This window comes from Brumimicrobium glaciale (assembly GCF_004152935.1).
GTDB classification, from domain to species: Bacteria; Bacteroidota; Bacteroidia; order Flavobacteriales_D; family Crocinitomicaceae; genus Brumimicrobium; species Brumimicrobium glaciale.
The window spans coordinates 549,625-570,917 of sequence record NZ_SETE01000002.1 but is presented as its reverse complement, the minus strand read 5'-3'; the positions used below and the strand labels follow the sequence as shown (position 1 = coordinate 570,917).

The window sequence follows — 21,293 nt, the reverse complement described above, 5'->3', positions numbered from 1 at the left end:
AACGTCAAGTATTAAATTGTAAATTTGACGTTAACCATTAATAATTAAACATTAAAAATTATTTCCCATCAATTGAATAAAGCTTCCCACCTTGAGTAACAACATACAATTCACCATTCTTCCCTTGTGTAATATCTCTAAAACGTTCTCCTTCGTCCGCTAAAATTCTTTCTTCTCCAACGACTTTATTTCCTTCGATAACCAATCTTGCAATGTGATTGCTGTTTAATCCTCCAAGGAAAAGATTGTTTTCCCATTCTGGAATTTTGTTTCCTTTATAGAAAGTCATTCCGCTTGGAGAAAGTACAGGATCCCAATAGTAAACTGGTTGTTCCATTCCTTCTTTTTGCTGAATGACAGGATCACCAATTTTAGTTCCGATATATTCAATTCCATAAGTAATTACTGGCCAACCGTAGTTTTTCCCTGATTTAATTAAATTTAATTCATCTCCACCTCGTGGGCCAAATTCGTTGCACCACAATTCACCTGTTTCTGGGTGGAAAGCCAATCCTTGAGGATTACGGTGACCATAACTGTAAATTTCTGGACGTGCATCGGCTTGATCTTCAAAAGGATTTCCTGCAACAGGTTTTCCTTCGGTTGTGATATGAACTATCTTACCAAATGAAGTACTCAAATCTTGAGATTTCACTCGTGTTTCTTTGTCTGAACGTTCTCCAATGCTTACAAATAAATTTCCTTCTTTATCAAATATTACTCGTCCTCCATAATGCAATTTCCCATCATAAGTTGGTGATGCGCGATAAATAACTTGCGCATTTTCGATTGATTTTTCATCTTTTGACAATTTTCCTTTCGCAATTGCTGTATGGTTTCCTTTATCTACTTTTTCGGTAAAAGCCCAAAATATCATTCTGTCATTTGAAAAATCAGGAGATAAAGTCAAACCCAATAATCCACCTTGACCACGATCGTCTACTTCTGGAATTCCAGTGATTTCTTCACTCACTTTCCCACTCGAAGCGTCTACAATTCGCATTACGCCTTCCGTTTCAGTGATTAACAATCTACCATCTGGAAGTTCTACAACACCCCACGGCGCATTTAAAGATTCCGTAATTACTTTGAATTCATAAGGCGTGGTCGTCTTTACCCCAGCAATTCTTGTTTGCCCCTCAAAAGCGGGTTTATAATCCGCATTTCCTTTTTTGGTTTCTACAGGAGGTAAGGTATCACTGATTTCCTGATTTGCGACCACCTGAATTTTTTCAGATGTGGAATTCGCATTGCTGCAAGATGTTAAGGTTGCAGCCAAGAGTATTGTGGTGTAAATGATCTTCATATTGTTTGTTTTAAGTCTGTTCAATCTAACAAACTTAAATATAAAAAGTTTAATTCTATTATGAGGGTATTGTAATAATTTATCCATATCATGAAATGATTAAAAAGTCCTCCCTCGGTATCTCTCCCGATTCTTTCGGGACAGGCTCTTCAAAGGGAGAGGTGCTTCGAATTAGTCATCTTCATTTAATAAAAGTCGATATTCAAATTAACAAATTAAAAAAAAAATCTGCGATAATCTGCGTTCGAAGATCCGCGTCATCCGCGTTCCAATACAGCGCAACTAACCATCCTAATTCAATATAACATTAACTGGTGTTTATCTCCATTTCACTCATTGAATTTACTAAATTTAGCCTTCTTAAAAATGGATAAATGACAGAACTAAGTTACATCGTTGGGGAAACACAAATCAAAGATAAAAACATTGAAGCAACTCTAAAATTGCTGAATGAAGGAGGAACAATTCCGTTTATTTCACGCTATAGAAAAGAAGCGACTGGCGGACTCGATGAGGTTCAGATTGCAGAAATTCGAGATGTTGCCGATAAATACAAGCAGATTTCTCAACGTCAAGAAACGATTTTAAAAGCCATTGATGAGCAAGGTGAATTGACGGATGAATTGAAGAAGAAAATCAGCGGCTGTTTTAATATCAATGAATTAGAAGATCTTTATTTGCCGTTCAAGAAAAAACGAAAAACCAGAGCTGAATCTGCCAGACTGTTAGGTTTAGAAGGCTTGGCAAAAATCATCATGTCGCAAGGAAATCAATCCCCACAAGCTGCAGCTAAAAATTTTGTAAAAGGAGAAGTGAAAAACGCTGAAGATGCATTAGCTGGAGCAAGAGACATTATCGCTGAATGGATCAATGAAAATAGTGTGGTCAGAAGTCGATTGAGAAAGTCTTACGAAAATCAAAGTTTACTGACTTCAAAAGTGGTGAAATCAAAAGCGAAAGAAGCAGAGAAATACCGTGATTATTTTGACTATTCTTCGTCTTTAAAAAAATGTCCATCTTATCGTTTTCTAGCAATTTACAGGGCGAACAATGAAGGCTTTTTGAGAATGAAAGTTGTGGTAGATGAAGACTATATTTTTGATTTCATGAATCGACTTTATGTGAAGAACAATTCTCCAATGAATGAGCAAATCGAAATGGCTTATCACGATGCATACAAACGATTGTTGCATCCAGCATTGGAAAATGAAGCTTTATCAGAGAAGAAAAAAGAAGCAGATAAAACGGCAATTGATGTATTTTCTGAAAACCTAAGACAGCTTTTATTAGCACCAGCTTTAGGAAAGAAAAGAATTCTAGCTATCGATCCAGGGTTTCGCTCGGGTTGTAAAGTTGTGTGTTTGGATGAAGCAGGAGAATTATTAGAGAACGTTAATATTTACCCTCACGCACCACAAAATGAATTAGAAAAAGCGAAAAATAAGATTTTAGAATTGACTGAAAAGTATAAAATTGACGCAATTGCCATTGGGAATGGAACTGCAAGTAGGGAAACAGAATTCATGGTGAAACAAATAAAATTCAAAACTGAAGTTGCGATTTTTGTAGTTTCTGAAGATGGAGCGTCCGTTTACAGTGCAAGTGCAATTGCCCGACAAGAATTCCCTGATTATGATGTCACAGTAAGAGGTTCGGTTTCTATTGGTAGAAGATTAATGGATCCTTTGGCAGAATTGGTGAAAATTGACCCAAAATCGATTGGAGTTGGTCAATATCAGCATGAAGTAGACCAAAAACTCCTCAAAGAAAGTTTAGATGATGTTGTAATTTCTTGTGTAAACGAAGTAGGAGTGAACCTCAATACCGCATCACCCTATTTAATGAGTTACGTTTCTGGATTAGGGCCACAGCTAGCAGAAAATATTGTTGAATACCGACGAGAAAATAACGGAATTAAATCTCGACTAGAATTAAAGAAAGTCAAAAGACTAGGTGAAAAAGCCTTCGAACAATGTGCTGGATTTTTAAGAATTTTGGATGGTAAAAATCCGTTAGACAATTCGGCTGTTCATCCAGAAACTTATCCAGCGATTGAGAAAATGGCCAAGCAATTAAAAATGACTGTTTCTGCTTTAATTGGAAATGCAGAAGTGTTGAATGGTTTGAATCAAAAAGACTTTCCTTATATAGATGCTTTTACATTTGAAGACATTATTAAAGAATTAAAAAAGCCAGGAAGAGATCCAAGAAAGAAAGTTGAGGTACTGGAATTTGATAGTACGGTCAAGACGATTGGTGATTTATCGGTAGGCAAAGTGCTGAATGGAATTGTGACGAATGTGACAAATTTCGGTGCATTTGTGAATATCGGAATCAAAGAGAATGGCTTAATTCATAAGTCAAATATGGCGGATGTATATGTTGAGAATCCTGCGGATTATATTAAGCTGCATGAGCATGTGGTTGTCGAGGTTATATTGTTGGATGTGGAGCGGAAGAGGATAGGATTGAAGAGGGTGTAAAAATTGATAATTAATTGTTTCACCTCTTTAACGCTAGCGTTAAAGACCGAGCACTGGTAGGGACGATTTGCAAATCGTCCTTACAGCTCGTAGGGAAACTTCATGTATTAAATTTTAAGAAAAGAATCGCGGTTGTGATTGATTCGTAATTAATGGTATAAAAAGAAATAGAAAGATGAGCGATATAATTTTTTATTCTGAATTATTATCATAATCGAACCTTTTTGATAAAGACTTAAAAAGAAAAATCGGAAATTCCGATTTTTCTACTAAACCAACAAATTGGAGATACTTTTTATCGATAATAAATTACAATAAGATAGAGTTGTTGCAAATTTTGCAACAACTGCTACTGATGGGCAAAACCACAATACAAATCACTACAATCTATCAGCTCTTATCGCGGTGGGTTATAAGGGCATTTAGAAAATCATTTAGTCAGTACTTCTATCTCTTTATTATCTTAATAGTTTCACTTTTATCGATATGAATTAAATACAATCCTGTGCTTAAATTACGAATATCTATCTTGTTTTTTTGTTGAGAAAGCTTTCCAGATGACACTATTCGACCATTGATATTTGTGATTTTGTAATCAATTGGCTCAACGATTTTTTCTAATTCTATGAATAACATTCCACTGTTTGGATTAGGATAAACCTTAATAACATTTCCTTCAATGAGCAAAATTTCATTTACCTGAAGAGGTGAACTCGCAATCATATCATTTATGCGATGAACCGTTTCATTTGTAATTATCGGAGAATTGAAATCGAAATAAATATCTGCTTGATTATTTATGATAGTGCCGTTTGGAAGGTTAGGAACTTGATCAACAGTAAACGTTACAAATCCATTACTTCCAGGCTCATTTGTTGTGCTGTCTGGTAAAAGAATATGGTCAAATGTCCATTCTAGCACTCTCTGGCCGTACTTTTTAAAAGTATAGTTATGACTCGATGCTCCAGGTGTAACAGTAAAAATATTTAAATCAATATCTAAGGTGTCTCGAATTACAACAGTAAAAGCAGTATCTGTTCCAGTGTTTTGGAATCTAACGATATACTGCAATTGCTGATTTGGTTTTACATAGTTTTGATCTGAAATACCTGAAGGAAAACCTCTCTTATCATTAGGATCATAACTTCCTGTTACAACATCGCAGTAGATGTCAACAAAGGGATCTGCATCATCCAATGGAAAGTTATTTACCATGTTAGATATCCACTGAGTCGAATCAGATCCACATAATTCAACATGGGCATTAGGATGAGAATTTCCAGGATGTAAAGGATGTTGTTCCGCTGCTAAAATCCAAGTTTGGCCATTTGCGGGATAAGAGAGGTAAATTGTCTCTTGTCCTTGAAGTTGAACAGAATCTATGCTCACTAAAGTATCATTTACATAGAGAAAAATAGGAGCATAACATTCCATATCACCATTTACTAAATCACCATTATTAGTTATCGAGAACTGAACAGAATTTCCTTGACACCATCCATCGACTTGTAAGCTTGAGTTATCCCAAGGTAATGTGCAGGGTTGAGGCATAACAAGGTTAGTGTTGTTTCCATAATTTGAAGGCAATGGGGTTGGTGGTATTGTATCTAAAGCACAACTGTCTATTGGATATAATTTTGCATCCATACAAAGTGTTTCACCTAAAAATGCATTACAACTAATCGTGGTGTTGATAGTAAAACTTACACATTGACCTGGATTGAGATCGCCTAAATCAAATTGATATGTGTTATTTCCAAGACTTGTATACGGTAAAGATGAGGAAGTTGGTGTAAAAAGTGAATCTAACTCCACTGTTGCATAAGATGCGCTAAGGACACCAGTTGCTGTGATTTTATTACAAGCTTGAACGTAAATAACTTGGTCGTTAAAACATCTTCTCAGAAAAGGTGCTTGAATACTAATTTCAGGACTACTACAAGGATTATTATTTATTAATCCAAAATTGGGTCCGGGTGTAAAAATTTGTGGATCAGTAACTATGAAGGTTTGTGATGCAAAACAGGTTGGTGTCCAGTTTAAATTTGTGGTGTCAATTGTCACGGTATAAGTTCCGATTGGCAGTGAATCAAGATACCACATACCGTTAGTGTTGATTTGTGCAATATAGCCACCCGGATTAATAATCAAATGCATCCCCGACAAACTAGGCTCAGAACTTTCCTTAATGCAATTTCCATTTAGGTCGTTGTATGTTTTTCCGAATATGTTAGGAATATCCTCTAGTTTTACAATCCAATAGTCAAATGATCCATTATTATTAGTTACGTCTCCATCATTGGAATTAGATGTTCCAGCAATAATATATCCTCCATCTGATGTTTGTTGAATTGACCATGGAATATCGGACGAAGAGCCGCCTAATGATTTCTGCCAAATGATATTTCCAATTGTATTTAATTTAGCTATCCAACTGTCTTGACCTCCGTTGCTTACAGTTGTATTCCCGTCGTCAGAGTCAGAATATCCAGCAATAATATAACCTTTATCAGCTGTTTGATGGATTGAGAGCGCTCTATCATATCCAGAGCCACCTAATGATTTTTGCCAAGTTATATTTCCTGCTGTATTTAGTTTAACAACCCAATAATCTTGTGCTCCATAATTACCATTTACATCTCCATCATTTGAATTAGAGTATCCACCAACAATATAGCCACCATCCATAGTTTGTTGGATTGACCATGCTTCATCATTTCCAGAGCCACCTATTGATTTTTGCCAAATGATGTTTCCATTTGTATCTAACTTTATAATCCAATAGTCACACCCTCCATTATTTACTGTTAAATCTCCGTCATTAGAATATGAAAATCCAGCAATAATATATCCACCATCTGTTGTTTGTTGAACTGATGTTGCTTTGTCTTGTCCAGAGCCACCCAATGATTTTTGCCAATTTATGTTTCCAGTTGCATCTAATTTAACAACCCAATAGTCAATAAATCCATTATTTCCTGTTATATCTCCATCATTTGAAGAAGAACTCCCAGCAACTATAAATCCACCATCCGTTGTTTGTTGAATAGAATATGCAACATCATTACCAGAGCCGCCTAATGATTTTTGCCAATTTGTACCTCCATTTGCATCTAGTTTAACAACCCAATAGTCGCTCGATCCATTATTTCCTGTTACATCTCCATCATTTGAGAAAGAACTTCCTGCAACTATATATCCTCCATCTGATGTTTGTTGAATTGACCATGCAATATCGGACGAAGAGCCGCCTAATGATTTCTGCCAACTGATACTACCAATTGCATCTAATTTCACAATCCAATAATCACTATAACCATTATTTACTGTCACATCTCCATCATTCGAATAAGACAAACCAGTAATAATATATCCGCCATCTGTTGTTTGTTGAACAGATTTTGCCTCATCCTGTCCAGATCCACCTAAAGATTTTTGCCATTCAATAACAGCTTCTTGGCTAAATCCAAAACTTGAAAACAATAGCAATAAAAGCGAAAATATTAATTTATTTTTCATAGGTTTCTTAAATGAGTTTGTAAATATAAATGAATTTGAGTTGTAGTCCAAATTTGAGATGGATTTGAAAATATTGCTAATTATTAAATCGAATATGGCGGATGTTTATGTTGAGAATCCGGCAGATTATGTGAAATTGCATGAGCATTTGGAGGTGGAGGTGATTCAGTTGGATGTGGAGCGGAAGAGGATAGGGCTTAGGAAAAGAGAGTGAGAAAGAGAGTGGGAGCGATGTGAAACCTTTCGAAATATGTTTAATGATGAATTATGAACGATGAATGTTGGAAAGGATGGAATTTGTTTTCCCTCTTTAACGCTAGCGTTAAAGCCTCGAGCACTGGTAGTACGGACGTACAGCGCGCAGGCAAATTTTATGAATGAAATATCCCAAATTGGGAAATCACAATTTGTTTCGTATATTTGTAGCATGAGAATTATTGCTTTTCGAAGACTAAGAGAATTTTTTGAGGAACAAAAGTATGCTGACTCAGAAATTTCTTTGAGAGCTTGGTATCAAGTTGCGAAAACTGCTGATTGGGAAAATTCTAATGATTTGAAAAAGCAATTTAAAAATGCAAGTATTGTCGGAAATACTAGAGTTGTTTTTAATATTAAAGGCAATGATTACAGATTAGTAGTTGCTATAGATTATGAGTTTCAGGTAATCTTCATAAGATTTGTAGGAACACATAAGGAATATGATAAAATTGATGCTAAAACTATTTGATTATGAATATACGACCAATTAAAACAGAGGAAGATTATACTGCTGCAATTGACAGAATCGAAGAACTGTGGGGAGCAAAAAAAGATACTATGGAAGGCGATGAATTAGACTTGCTTGTAACCTTAGTTGAATCCTATGAGTTGAAACATTATCCAATTGCGCCTCCTGATCCAATTGATGCGATTAAATTCCGAATGGAACAAATGGGAATGACCAATGCTGATATGGTTAAATATTTGGGTAGCCAAAGTAGAGTGAGTGAGATACTTAATAGAAAGAGAAAACTTACATTGGGAATGATTAAAACTTTATACAAAGAATTGAAAATACCCGCTGATATTTTATTGGCTTGATCAATATGAAATCAAATGGTTAAGAATAAAAAATGAAACATCAAAATGACGGATAATATGACTCCATAGAAATATTAACTAATAGCCAATTGAAAAACCGTCATCATTCATCAAATGAAAGTAAAAACAGACCTTGTCAAAATAATTGAAGTACTACCTCACGTAACCTTTGAGTTCGAGAAAAAGGAAGCATTAATTATCAAATCAAAGAAAACCAATTCTTCAATAAGAATTGCATTCTGGGAAAGAGAGCACACTGTGTTTTTTAAAGATTTCCATCAGGAGAAATATGATTTCTTTGTAAATAAAGAGGTTCAATTAGTAGAGTTTGAATAATGGTTTATTCCCTTTTTAATGAAAATAACTACATTTCGGAATGAAAAATCTATTCATAATCTTATCTCTCATCTCAACCCAGACTGCCTTTAGTCAATTGAATTGTCATTTAAAATTATCTGATTCTTATTCGTTAAAGCAAATAGAGAATTTTAAATCATTAGAAACGCTGATTTTTCCAAAAATTATGGTTCGCGGTCGTGATGAATCATCGAGGGATTTATCATTGAATTTTAGAATTGTAATGTGATATCAAAGGTTTTTGCGTCTTTAACGCAAGCGTTAAAGCCCGAGCTCTGGTAGGGACGATTTGCAAATCGTCCGTACAGCGCGCAGGGAAATTTCATGAATGAAATTTTAGGAAAAGATTGTAGTTTATATTGATTGGTGATATATTTAAACAATTAATAATGCTAGAAAATAATTCTTAAATAGTTATATATCAAACAGAAGGAAATCGAGAATTTAAAAGGCAGCATTTGTTTTATAAACTTGACGCTATAATTTCAGTTAGTTATCGGATAAATAAAAAAAATATAGAAAGTAACCTTAAAACTCTAATCAAAATGGATACAGACGATTTATCAATCCCAACATACAACGGTATCCTCAGTGAAGCTGAGAAGTTTAATCGCGACTTAACCTTGCAATTTGGACTTTTAGCTTCTCAGTGTAAAGACGATGATGATTATTTAAATAATGCAGAAGCTTTAATCAAACATTGGCTTGGCGAAAAGAATTTTGAATACATAATCGAAGAATTGTTTTTTGGAAACAATGTAAATAAAATTGAATTCAAAAAGACCTTAAATATAATTCTAAAAAACATAACTGAAATAAGAAAAACCCCCATGAAGGAAAGAGAATATGAAGATTGGGGTTAACTTTATAGTTAATGGAAAGTACTTCTGACAATATCAATGTATTCAAATCCCTTTTCAACGGGAGAGATGATGTGTTTGCTATTCGTTGGGAGAAAGGAAAGAAATCAGGCTATATGCCTGCTTATTTTTATGATCCTTATCGTTATCGAATGCATAGAATGAATGGAGGTACATTCCAAAATTTCACAGAGAAATCTTATCTGAAATATTCGGATGAACAAATTCAAAAACATTTGGATGGTTATCATCACATCGGAATTTATCCTTTATTGCATGACAATACCACTTGGTTTTTAGTTGCTGATTTTGATAAAGAGAACTGGGAAAAGGAGGTGATTGTTTTTCTAGATGCTTGCCAAGAGCATAAAATACCAGCTTATTTGGAGCGTTCACGTTCTGGGAATGGAGGACATGTTTGGATATTTTTTGATCAACCTTATCCTGCAATACGAAGTCGGAAAATATTCATTTCTATTTTAGAAGAATCGGGAGCATTTTCAATCTTTGATAAAAGCTCAAGTTTTGATAGATTGTTTCCTAATCAGGATTATCTTTCAGGGAAAGGATTTGGAAATCTTATCGCTTTGCCACTTTTTAAGCCAACTTTTGAAAAAGGGAATAGTTGTTTTGTAAATCCTGAAACTTTTGAACCATTACCTAAACAATGGTCTTTTCTGAAAAACATTCAAAGGGTTTCAATTGATTATTTAGATGAATTTCATAAAGGATTAAAACCTGATGTTAGTGTTGTAAAACAACCTCCTACAAACGGAAAACTAGGGATTTCATTGAACAATAATGTAAAAATAAGCAGAATTGGATTAACGCCAATACTTATCAATTATTTAAAAGAAGAATTAAACTTTGCCAATTCTGAATTTTTCATTAAAAAGAAATCTGGTAGAAATACTTATGAAACTACTCGTTATTTCAAACTGGTTGAGGAATCGGAAAATGAGATTTTCATTCCAAGGGGTTTTATCGGAAAGCTTTTAAGATTTTGTAGAGAAGCACAAATCGAATTTGACTTTGCCGATGAAAGAAAGCTAAAGCCATCAACTCCTTATGGATTTAATGCTTCTTTACGATCCCATCAAAAGAATGTAATTGAAACGGTTGCTAAAAAGGATTTTGGTGTCATTGTAGCTCCGCCAGGTTCTGGAAAAACAGTGGTTGGGTTAAAAATAATTGCTGATAAAAGTCAGCCTGCTTTAATTATTGTTCACCGAAAACAATTATTGGAGCAATGGACAGATCGAATTGAAGCATTTTTGGGTATTCCTAAAAAAGATATTGGTGTTATAGGGAAAGGCAGGTCAAAAATCGGTAAACAAATTACGGTTGCAACGATTCAAAGTTTACCTAAACAAATAGAATCTATTCAAGATCAATTTGGAACTATCATTGTGGATGAATGTCACCACGTTCCAGCAGAGACTTTCAGGAAAACTATTGAGAAATTAAAAAGTTATTATCTGTATGGATTGACCGCTACACCTTTTAGAAAATACAGTGACGGAAAAATGATTTTTACGCATTTGGGAGAAATTATTGCCAATATTCAAACTACAGAAATAGAAAATTATAAACATGCGAAAATTATCATTCGGAATACAGAATTAGCTGTTCCTTACAATTCTAAAACGGATAATTTCGAAGTATTATCAAAAATATTGATTCACGATACTGCACGAAATAAGCTGATATTAGCGGATGTGAAAACTGAATTGAATCAAGGTAAAAAGGCGGTAATTATTACCGAACGAAAGGAACATATTGATTCGTTGAATTTGTTTTTGAAACAATCTTATGAAACCATCACATTAAGCGGAGAAGATTCAGAAATTTCAAAAAAATATAAATGGGAAATATTAAACGAAGGTAATTTTCAAGTATTAATAACTACTGGACAATATTTTGGTGAGGGAACAGATTTGCAAAACATTAGCTGTTTATTTTTAGTTTATCCTTTTTCATTTGAAGGAAAGTTAATCCAATACATCGGTAGAGTTCAGCGCTCTGAAATAAATCCTATTATTTACGATTACAGGGATTTTAAAATTGATTATCTCAACAAACTCTTTTTAAAACGGAATACATATTATAGGAAAATCAGTAGACAAACAACTTTGTTTGATGAACCAGACAAAGAAATTAAAACTTCAAATGACCTTTTATCCATAGAAAAGAAAATCAAAATACCGATTGAGGAATTGGAGTTTAATTACGGAAATGTCGGATTTACTTATCCTATAAAGGAAATGAATATAACTCTTGAGTTTTACATCGAAAACATTGAAATTCGTCCTGAATTTGAAGTGCTTAAACCGTATTTAATCAAAGTATTAAAATCTAAAAATATTTCAGTGGGGTTGTTTGCTGAGTTTGAAAATGGAAAATTAGTTTCTCAATTAGCTTCATCCACTGATATCGAGAAAATAAATAAAGAAGTAGTTGAGGGAGTAAAAATTCAATTTTTAAATAAGGGATTACTAAAGCAATTCGGCACAAAAAAGAAAAATGTTTTAACTTCAGATGAACTACAAGAAGGAGGACGGGTTTACGATAACGCAGAAGATTTACTAAATGAAATTCTGAAAAATAAACAATACAAACATTCAGAACACATTCAATATTTAGCGGATAGACACGAAAAACAAGTCATGAAAATTCGATTTGTTTTAAAGCCATTTTCGTTTGTTTTCCTTCTTTCTGGTGAGAATAATTACTTTATTGTCTTGGAGACTTTAGATACTGAAGAAGCAACTTATATTTGGAAAACTGCCAACAACAAGGAATCTTTAATTGAAGAAGTAAAGCAAATTGATAAACAATTGGGAATTATTAGAGAACAAGGGAGACAGGTGTTTTTGGAAAATAGCCATCAAAATTTCACAAGAATCATCCACGATTATTCAGACAACAAAAAAGGATTTGTAACATGGAAATCAGGGATAGAGGAAATTGTTTAGTATGTCTAAAGCTTTAATAACTTTTGCAAATGCTCTATTATGTCGATTCAGTATGATTCTTTTTTTCATAAAACGCACCACATTTAACATTCCAAAAAAACAGCTTAAACACTTCTCTGTAAATTGGGGAATAACCACAATTATATACTTAATAAAAGACAGAATATAACCAAAAAACAACAGCTATTAATTGTCTCATTTATTAAAAACAGTCATTTTATTAGCGGGTAAATTCAACTAATGAATTAATAATTAGCATGCTATGTAGGATTTTTTTATACTTGTGAAAACACTACAAATGATAAAAAAATACTTATTTATAGCTTTACTTGGATCAGCTTCATTGGTTTTAATTTCTGCTGGTCTCTCGGAGACATCTAACAAAATAGAATCCTACAAACCGCTTCCAACTTATTCAGGAGGGCCTGGTTCAGGTGGACTTGGAGATCGCACAGGCAGTCCACTTTCGTCTGCAACATGTGCACAATGTCACAGTGGTGGATCTTTTGGTGCTTCAATTTCAATGCAACTTTTAGATGGTGGAGTTCCTGTAACTAGCTATACTGCTGGAACCACATATACCATTGAATATACAGTTGCTGGAACTTCCAGTGGATTTGGTTTTCAAGGGGTGGCATTAACTAGCACAAATGCTGCGGGAGGTTCATTTAGTGCACCATCTGCAGGGAGTCAAACAGTAACTATAGCTGGAAGATCTTATGTCGAACATTTAGGTTTGTCATCGAATGCAAATTTTCAAGCAACTTGGACAGCACCTGCTGCCAATTCAGGATCAATTAGCTTTTATGGTATTGGTTTAGCTTCAAACAGTAACGGCGGAACTTCAGGAGATCAAGTTACTGCTCCTGGAGTTATAACAATTTCAGAATCAGTTCAAACTAGTGTAACATACACAGGAAATCCATTTTGTGGAGATGCAACAAATCAATCACCTCAGGTAACTGGAACTGCAAATGGAACTTATAGTTCAGCAGCTGGTTTATCAATTAATGCAAATACTGGTGTAATTGATGTGAGCGCTTCAACTCCTGGAACGTATACTGTTAACTATGTTTATGCATCAGGTTCAACAAATACAAACGTGACAATTTACCCAGATTATATCACTTCAACTTCTGAAACAATTTGTGCAGATGAAACTTTGACATTTGGAACGCAAGTCTTGGATGCATCAAACGCTGGTTTAAACACCGAAGTTTTCCAATCGATGAACGGTTGTGATTCTACAGTGAACTTGACATTAGCTGTTGAAGTGATTGATATCACAACAACACTTTTCGGTGGCCTATTAACTGCAAATCAATTTGGAGCGGATTACCAATGGGTAGATTGTGATAATGGTAACGCTGCAATAACTGGAGCAACAAATATGTCTTTCACGCCATTGGTGACAGGAAATTTTGCTGTGGAAATTACACTTAATAATTGTACGGAAACATCAGCTTGCACACTCGTTGATGTTGCTTCTGTTGATGAATTTAATATCGAGTCAGTTGTAGTTTATCCAAATCCAGTAGTTGATGTACTTGAAATTAAAAATATGGATCAATTCGGTAATATTAATTCAATTGCTTTAATTGATGCGAATGGAAGAATAGTGAAAGAAATTTCTGTAAATAGTTCTTCAATGAATATCGGGAATTTGGATTCAGGAATATACTTTTTAAGAATTAAAAGTAATTCAAGAGTTTCGACTATTTCGGTTGTGAAAAAATAGTTTTTGGATATCAAATCTTGAAATAAAGCATCGTCAATTGGCGGTGCTTTTTGATGAAGTGGTTATGTATTCTCTAAGCCTTTTTATATAACGACTGCAAGAAAACTAAAGATTTATACCACACACCTTGCACATTGACAAACTCTTTAGAATTTCACCAAAGGATTTTAAGCAGGAGTGTGGAATAGTTTAAATGATATTAATTCAACCAAATGGTACTTTTAAGGCTTTGAGAAAGCAAATAAATTATAAGTATGCAGTATGAAATTTGACCGAACAGGAATAATATTTTAAACTATTGAAAATCAAATAAGTTCATTAAATGATTGAAAGTCAAATGGTTTTCTTAATTTTGATATTGTACTTCATTATGACCAACCAATAACCAATGATAAAATTCTTTAGAAAATTCCGACAACGCATGCTTATAGAAAATAAGTTTGGCAAATACCTACTTTATGCTGTTGGAGAAATTATTCTTGTCGTGATTGGAATTTTGATTGCTTTACAAATAAATAATAATAACGAAGAACGTAAAATAAAAATAAAAGAACTTAGCTATTTGGCAAATATAAAAGCCGATTCACATCTTAATTTAATCGAACTCAAAGCTTATATTATAACAAGAGAAAGATCGGTAAATTCAGCTGAAACTATACTCGAATTTTTTGAAAATATAGAAAACGTCGACCCAGAAGATTTTAATTTTCACAATCTAAATGTTCAGATTTGGTATCCATTTAATAAGAACAACAATGCATATCAAGAATTGATAAACTCTGGAAACCTTGCAATTATATCTAATGATTCAATAAAGAATTTACTTATCAATATGGAATTGAATTACAAGCAAATAGAATTTATAGAGCGTCACATGAGGCAAGATTTCGAAAGTTATTTGTACCCAATTTATTTTAGCATTACTGACCTTCAATCAGATATTACAAACTATACTTTTCAAGTATCAAAAGGAACAGAAGGAACAAAAGCAGAATTATCAAAGGATAAAATGGAATTGTTATTAAAAAATCAAACATTTAAGAATGGATTTGTACTTTCAATTTTCAGTAACAATAGGCTCATTCTTGACTATAAAAAGATGATTTTGATGACTGAAAAATTATTGAGTTCAATTGATTCAGAATTAGCTGAAAATAAATAACGAAAGCACATCAAAGATTATGAGATCACAGTGCCTCAAGGGATACTATGCTTCATAGACTAACCGCTGTTCATCATTTTAACAACCAAGAACCAAATGATAAAATTCTTTAGAAAATTTCGCCAACTCGCTTTGATAGAAAACAAAACTGGAAAGTACTTTAAATATGCCATTGGAGAAATTATACTTGTTGTTATTGGAATCTTGATTGCACTTCAAATAAACACTTGGAATGAGAATAGAAAAAGCGCTGCAATTTTAGAGAATTATTACTTCCAGATACAAGAAGATTTAAAAAAGGACTATAACCTTATAAATATCGCAATTTATAACCTGGAAACGAATATTAAAATGTACAACGAATTTAAAGAAGAATTTCAAAATCAAATGAATCCAGAAGCGGCTTTGAGGCTAGTCAATAAGCTCAATCTACAATACAATGCTATTAAATTTAACGCAAATACTATTAAAACGCTCGAAACCACCGGAGATATTAAATTGATTCCTCCGTTCATGAGGAATAAGCTTCTTGAAACGGCAAATATTCAAGCTGTTGTTACGAATAAAGCGCAAACAAACTATGAACTATTTATGAAGGAAATAATGAATGTATCAAAGTTAGGGTACGATTTACCAGATAGAACGGTGCATGTAGCCAATTTTGATGATTCATATCCCCTGTACAACGCGCTAAACATAAATGATAATTATAGAGAAATCGTATTGATTTTAAGAGCAGCTTTTAAATTTAAAAACGTTAATGAACAAATTCAATTAAGTACAATAAAAGGGGGTAAATATTATATAAATATTCTAAATAATATCATTAATGCAGAACTAGGCATTCCTGATAAGGATATTGAAAGTACAATTGTTAGCTTATATTCTTTATATGAAGCAGGCAGGACTATTGATGAAATCATTGAAGTAATAAAACAGCAAGATAAGGGAAATATAGAAAATATAGATTTTGATATCTCTGAAACAGAAATCAATGCTATAGGTTATTATACTATGACTGAAGTCAAAAGGAACACGGAAGCTCTTAAATTATTTAAACTCAATACAGAACTATATCCTGAAGCTTGGGGCACATACGACAGTTATGGCGCTTGCTTACTGATCATGGGAGATAAAGAAAATGGCATTAAAGCTTATAAAAAATCATTAGCATTAAATCCAGAAAATGGGTCTGCTATAAAAGTACTTTCAGAATTAGAACTAGAAAAGTAACGAGTTCTAGACTGTTTAAATGTAATTAATCTTCTGATTTAAAATGAAATAAAACGCTATGATTCATCATTTAGACTGTTAGCGAAGAAACAATAATAACCCAATAACTAATGATAAAATTCTTTAGAAAATTTCGCCAAAAAATGCTTGTTGAAAATAAAATCGGTAAGTATCTTATTTATGCCAGTGGAGAAATAATTCTTGTTGTTATTGGTATTTTAATTGCTTTACAGATCAATAATCAGAATGAAACCGATAAAATTCACGATAAACAGGATACTTATTTATCTCTAATTAAAAGCGAAATGCTTAACAATCTTGAATCGATAAAAGCGGAAAGAAATAGTTTGGCTAAAAACGTCAATAGTCAAAGACAGTTAATTGAATTTATGCATAATCAATTGACCTTAGACACGATAAGCGAAAAGGTTCTCTCAAAAGTGTTAGCCGCTGTTCTTTCCCCAACTATTAAGGTTGATTACGAAAATGGTATCTTAAGTGAATTAATAGCATCTGGAAGTTTAAAAGACATAGAAAACCTGGTTATTGTTAATGAACTGGCGTCTTGGGAAGGTAAAGTTTCTAAACTGAGAGATCAAGAAAAAGGACTGCGGATATCATGGCATAGGGCCAATATCTATTTTGAAAATCATGGTAATTTTAGAACAGTTTTTGATTATTCAAGCTTTTCGGACTATGTTGAAATCCCTAAATTATCATCTTTTACAAGTAATAAACAAATCCTATCGTCAACTGAGTTTGAAAATATTTTATTAATTCAATTGGCAACTTCAATGCATCTGCACAAAACCAATTATCCCGATTTTGAAGAAGATATTCTCAATTTGATTCATTTAATTGAAAAGGAATTGTTCAAGTAATTTAAATAATAACTGATCGTTTTGATTCCTTTTTCCGAAAAGCCAAGAAAGAGGAACCCAAAGCCGCTTGTCCAGTTCACCTAGTCGAAAGCGGAATGTATTTGCTCATACTTACCAAAGAAAACGGCGAATATCGGATTAGTCGTTTTAGTTTTCCAGTCAAAAAAGACCATCCCAATTTTGATGATTATGTAGAACAAAAAAAAGCACAAATTCGCAGAGAATAAAGTGCGTCTTTTTCTAATTTCATGCATTAGGATATAGTTTGTTTTGTAGCTTATTTGAAGTAATTTTGTTGAGATATAAAATCCAGATCATTAAAACGGATCATGCAAAAGATAAATCCAGTTTGAAAAAAAGCTAGATGCGTTAGCTTAAAAATTTATTTCAGAAAAATAACCCTTAAATGCGATTGAAATTAGTACTAAAATTGTTCATATTCATTCTATTAGTGTCGTCTATTGCTAAGACAAGTTATTCCCAAAACAAAGGAGATTCTTTGCAATCGATATATTCTAATGTAAAAGAATTAGATTCAATAAGATTTAAGGCGCTAAAAGAATATCATGATATTTTCAGCTATTCTCAACCGGATTCAGCGTTATTTTCAATCGATTACCATTACAATTTAGCCAAAGAGAAGAAGGCAACACGCGAAATGTTTCGTGCCTTAAATAGAAGAGGAAATATATACAGACTCAAAGGTGACTTTACTAAATCTTTGGAATCCTATAATAGAGCAGGGGAATTAGCAATACAACTAGAAAATCCAATTCTACAAGCAACGATAACGGGTAATATTGGAAATATTTTTTTAAAGCAACAAAATTATCAAGAAGCAACTCAATATTATTCTAAAGCTTTAAAAATTTTCCAAAAAGAAAAAGATAAAAAAGGCGAAGGTAGGATGCTGAGAAGTTTAGGAAGCGTTTATTTAACAATTGGTAACCGTGATTTAGCAATTGAATATTACAATAGATCTCTTGAAATAGCCAAAAATAGTGGGGTTGAAAATACTGGAACAGCTGTAAATCTAATGAATATTGGATTAATAAAATTCGAGAAAGAATTGTACAATGAAGCTATAATTCCTTTTGAAAAAGCGCTAAAAATACTTGAAATAAAAAATGAGAAATTCTTTATTGCGGGATGTTATAAGCTCTTGGCTAAAATATATCTTGAATTAAATAAATTAGAGAAAGCGCTTGTATTTGCTGAAAAGAATTTAGCAATTAATAAAGAACTCAATATCGAAAGAGGAACTGCTGAAGCCCTTTTAGTAATTGCGCAGATAACATTTGAAACTAATGTTGATGAAGCAGCAAGACAAGGAGAAGCTATTTTAACTTTAATTCTTCCGGAAACAGACAAAGACATAAAAAAAGAGGCATACCATTTATTGTATATGTGTTATAAAGCACAAAATAAAATCAGATTATCTCTTGAGATGCACGAGCAGTACACCATTTTCAATGACAGTATTCAATTAGAAAAAAACAATTTTGCCGTTGCTAGGGAAGCCGTTAAAAATGACTTTGAAGTGAAACTATTTGAAACCAAGCTAGAAAATGAAAAAGAGCAAGCAAAACTAGAATTGAAACAATTAAAAATAACGTTTGCTATTACTTTTGCATCCGCTTTATTAATTGCATTGATTATTATTTACTATTCTTCTCGCATAAAAAGAAACCATAAAAAGAGAGAAGATTTACTTGTTGAAATAGAAAATCTTAAACTTAATGCAAGTTCAAATCTTATTGTTGATGCTAATAAATTTGAATTGGTGAGAGAAAAAATAGAAATTTCGATTAAAAGGAAATTAAACGAAACTGATTGGACAGTGCTTAATATTCTATTGGATGACCCTGTAATTACAAATAAAGATATAGCAGAGAAAGCTTTCAAAAGTGTTGATGGAATTGGTTCTTCATTGCGTAGGATGTATGATTACTTCGGAATTAAGGAAACTAAATACAAAAAAATATCTCTGCTATTGGAAGGAATAAAAATTTCCAATAATCCAATTTTACCGTCTTAAATTTTACGTCTAAAGGTGTTTTTTTGATTTCACCCCTAGCCGTGAAGCCTTATTTACATTGATTGTTGACCTTTGTTGAACAAAAAAAGTAAATAACGAAATATGAAAAAGATAATTTTAGTTTTAGCAATCATTCCAACTTTCGTCTTCGGACAATGGACCCAAATAGGTTCAGATTTGGATGGGGATTCCGCCAATGATGAATTTGGTACAACTGTAGGTTTAAGTGCAGATGCAAAAGTTTTAATCGTTGGAGCTCCAAAAAACGATACGAGCACAGGTCAAGTTAAAGTCTTCGATTGGAATGGAACAACTTGGATGCAAAAAGGGGCGAGTTTATTAGGTTTAGAGGGCGGTTCACAATTTGGGAATAGTGTAGATGTTAGTTCAGATGGAAATACAATACTCGTTGGAGCGCCATCAGCAGCAGTATCTGGTTCTCCAGGATACTCTCAAGTTTATGAATGGAATGGAACAGCATGGTTACAAAAGGGAAGCACTATTCTTGGTGAAAATGCTAACATTTTAAATGGAGCAGGCTCATCAGTAAGTATGAATAGTGACGGAACCGTAATAGCAATTGGTGCATCTGGTAATTCAAACGTTACCAGTTATACCGGACATGTTCGCATCTATGAGTGGGACGGTTCAGATTGGTTACAACGCGGAATCGATATTGATGGACAAGCGCAATTTGATTCATTTGGAGCTTCAGTTAGTTTAAATGAATCAGGTACAGCTTTGGCTGTTGGTGCAATGGGAGCAGGAATTGGTGGAGAATGTAGTCTATTTTTATGGAATGGTTCAAGCTGGTTGCAAAAAGGAAACGTTTTGTTAGGTGAGGAAAATAATGGTTTCGGTTCTGCCGTTCATTTGGATGCTTCTGGGAATACTTTGGCAGTAAGTGCTCAGAGTAATGCCCTCTTTGGAACAGGATATGTAAAAGTATTTTCTTGGGATGGAGCAAGCTGGAATCAAAAAGGAAGTATACTAGAGGGAGAACAAATAGGAACAGATTTTTTCGGTCAAGCTAAATTGAGTGCCGATGGTAATACGCTTGTGGCAGGTGCTTACGGCAATGCTGCAGAAAATGGTTATGTAAAAGCTTTTCAATTTGATGGAACAGATTGGATGCAACAAGGAAGCACAATTTCAGGAGAAGCTGAGGGAGATTTTTTCGGCTTTTCAGTTGATATTAGTGATGATGGGGCTATAATTGCAGCTGGTGCAACTTTAAATGATGCAAATGGCGCAAGTTCAGGACATGTTAGGGTGATTGAAAATTTAACTTTAAGTACTGACAATATAAGCGCACTAAATAATTTGGAAGTTTACCCTAATCCTACAAGAAATATAATTCACTTAAAGAGTGAGTTAGAAATTACATCATACAGCATAATTGCTTTAGATGGTAAAACTCTGAAATCTCAAATTACTAAAGGAAAAACAGACCATGTTATTGATTTAACTGATTTGAATTCGGGAATTTATGTTCTAGTAATCAATACCGCTAACAGTATGAAGTCGGTTAAAATAGTTAAAGAATAGAAGAGGTTTTTAGTTAAAATAGGAGGGAGGTTAGTGGCGAATTTAAGGATGAAATTAATAATCGGAATTATGATGAAAGTTGTGTTTTAGATTCGCCACTGGCCAAAACTTTT

At 33.4% G+C, this 21,293-nt stretch carries 15 protein-coding genes; 13 read left to right on the top strand and 2 right to left on the bottom strand.

Annotated elements, in window-relative coordinates; all coding sequences use genetic code 11:
• Positions 1-58: 58 nt before the first annotated feature.
• Positions 59-1,306, bottom strand: coding sequence for a PQQ-dependent sugar dehydrogenase (locus ERX46_RS06055; RefSeq protein ID WP_130092943.1), 1,248 nt, complete (start codon positions 1,304-1,306; stop codon positions 59-61).
• 374 nt (positions 1,307-1,680) lie between these two features.
• On the opposite strand from ERX46_RS06055, the gene ERX46_RS06050 reads away from it, so the two are divergent.
• On the top strand, positions 1,681-3,789 hold the full coding sequence (locus ERX46_RS06050; protein WP_130092942.1) for a Tex family protein: 2,109 nt from the start codon (positions 1,681-1,683) through the stop codon (positions 3,787-3,789).
• 447 nt (positions 3,790-4,236) lie between these two features.
• Here the strand turns inward: ERX46_RS06050 and ERX46_RS06045 are convergent, their stop codons facing one another.
• Positions 4,237-7,308, bottom strand: a complete 3,072-nt coding sequence (locus ERX46_RS06045) for a DUF7619 domain-containing protein (protein ID WP_130092941.1) — start codon at positions 7,306-7,308, stop codon at positions 4,237-4,239.
• A gap of 58 nt (positions 7,309-7,366) precedes the next feature.
• On the opposite strand from ERX46_RS06045, the gene ERX46_RS06040 reads away from it, so the two are divergent.
• The 12 genes from ERX46_RS06040 (at position 7,367) to ERX46_RS05985 (ending at position 21,180) form a co-directional block, all read left to right on the top strand.
• A complete protein-coding gene (locus ERX46_RS06040) occupies positions 7,367-7,522 on the top strand; it encodes a S1 RNA-binding domain-containing protein (RefSeq protein WP_130092940.1) in 156 nt (51 codons plus the stop codon).
• Between the two features lie 159 nt (positions 7,523-7,681).
• Positions 7,682-8,035, top strand: coding sequence for a type II toxin-antitoxin system HigB family toxin (locus ERX46_RS06035; protein WP_449374881.1), 354 nt, complete (start codon positions 7,682-7,684; stop codon positions 8,033-8,035).
• 2 nt (positions 8,036-8,037) lie between these two features.
• Positions 8,038-8,388, top strand: a complete 351-nt coding sequence (locus ERX46_RS06030) for a helix-turn-helix domain-containing protein (protein ID WP_130092939.1) — start codon at positions 8,038-8,040, stop codon at positions 8,386-8,388.
• A gap of 114 nt (positions 8,389-8,502) precedes the next feature.
• Positions 8,503-8,724 (top strand): hypothetical protein, encoded by a 222-nt coding sequence (locus tag ERX46_RS06025; protein ID WP_130092938.1) that lies wholly within the window; start codon positions 8,503-8,505, stop codon positions 8,722-8,724.
• A 566-nt stretch (positions 8,725-9,290) separates the two neighbouring features.
• Positions 9,291-9,608 carry a hypothetical protein gene (locus ERX46_RS06020; RefSeq protein WP_130092937.1) on the top strand — a complete coding sequence of 106 codons (318 nt, stop codon included), beginning with the start codon at positions 9,291-9,293 and terminating at the stop codon, positions 9,606-9,608.
• Positions 9,609-9,619: 11 nt separating this feature from the next.
• Positions 9,620-12,580 carry a DEAD/DEAH box helicase gene (locus ERX46_RS06015; protein ID WP_242494538.1) on the top strand — a complete coding sequence of 987 codons (2,961 nt, stop codon included), beginning with the start codon at positions 9,620-9,622 and terminating at the stop codon, positions 12,578-12,580.
• Positions 12,581-12,878: 298 nt separating this feature from the next.
• Complete coding sequence (locus tag ERX46_RS06010; RefSeq protein WP_130092936.1) at positions 12,879-14,318, top strand: choice-of-anchor V domain-containing protein; 1,440 nt, start codon at positions 12,879-12,881, stop codon at positions 14,316-14,318.
• 388 nt (positions 14,319-14,706) lie between these two features.
• Positions 14,707-15,480 (top strand): DUF6090 family protein, encoded by a 774-nt coding sequence (locus ERX46_RS06005; protein WP_130092935.1) that lies wholly within the window; start codon positions 14,707-14,709, stop codon positions 15,478-15,480.
• Between the two features lie 96 nt (positions 15,481-15,576).
• Complete coding sequence (locus ERX46_RS06000) at positions 15,577-16,713, top strand: tetratricopeptide repeat protein (protein ID WP_130092934.1); 1,137 nt, start codon at positions 15,577-15,579, stop codon at positions 16,711-16,713.
• A 143-nt stretch (positions 16,714-16,856) separates the two neighbouring features.
• The gene (locus ERX46_RS05995; protein ID WP_165366138.1) at positions 16,857-17,594 is read left to right on the top strand and encodes a DUF6090 family protein; all 738 of its coding nucleotides are present in this window, start codon (positions 16,857-16,859) and stop codon (positions 17,592-17,594) included.
• 406 nt (positions 17,595-18,000) lie between these two features.
• On the top strand, positions 18,001-19,632 hold the full coding sequence (locus tag ERX46_RS05990; protein WP_130092932.1) for a tetratricopeptide repeat protein: 1,632 nt from the start codon (positions 18,001-18,003) through the stop codon (positions 19,630-19,632).
• Positions 19,633-19,734: 102 nt separating this feature from the next.
• Positions 19,735-21,180, top strand: coding sequence for a T9SS type A sorting domain-containing protein (locus ERX46_RS05985; protein ID WP_130092931.1), 1,446 nt, complete (start codon positions 19,735-19,737; stop codon positions 21,178-21,180).
• Positions 21,181-21,293 lie beyond the last annotated feature (113 nt).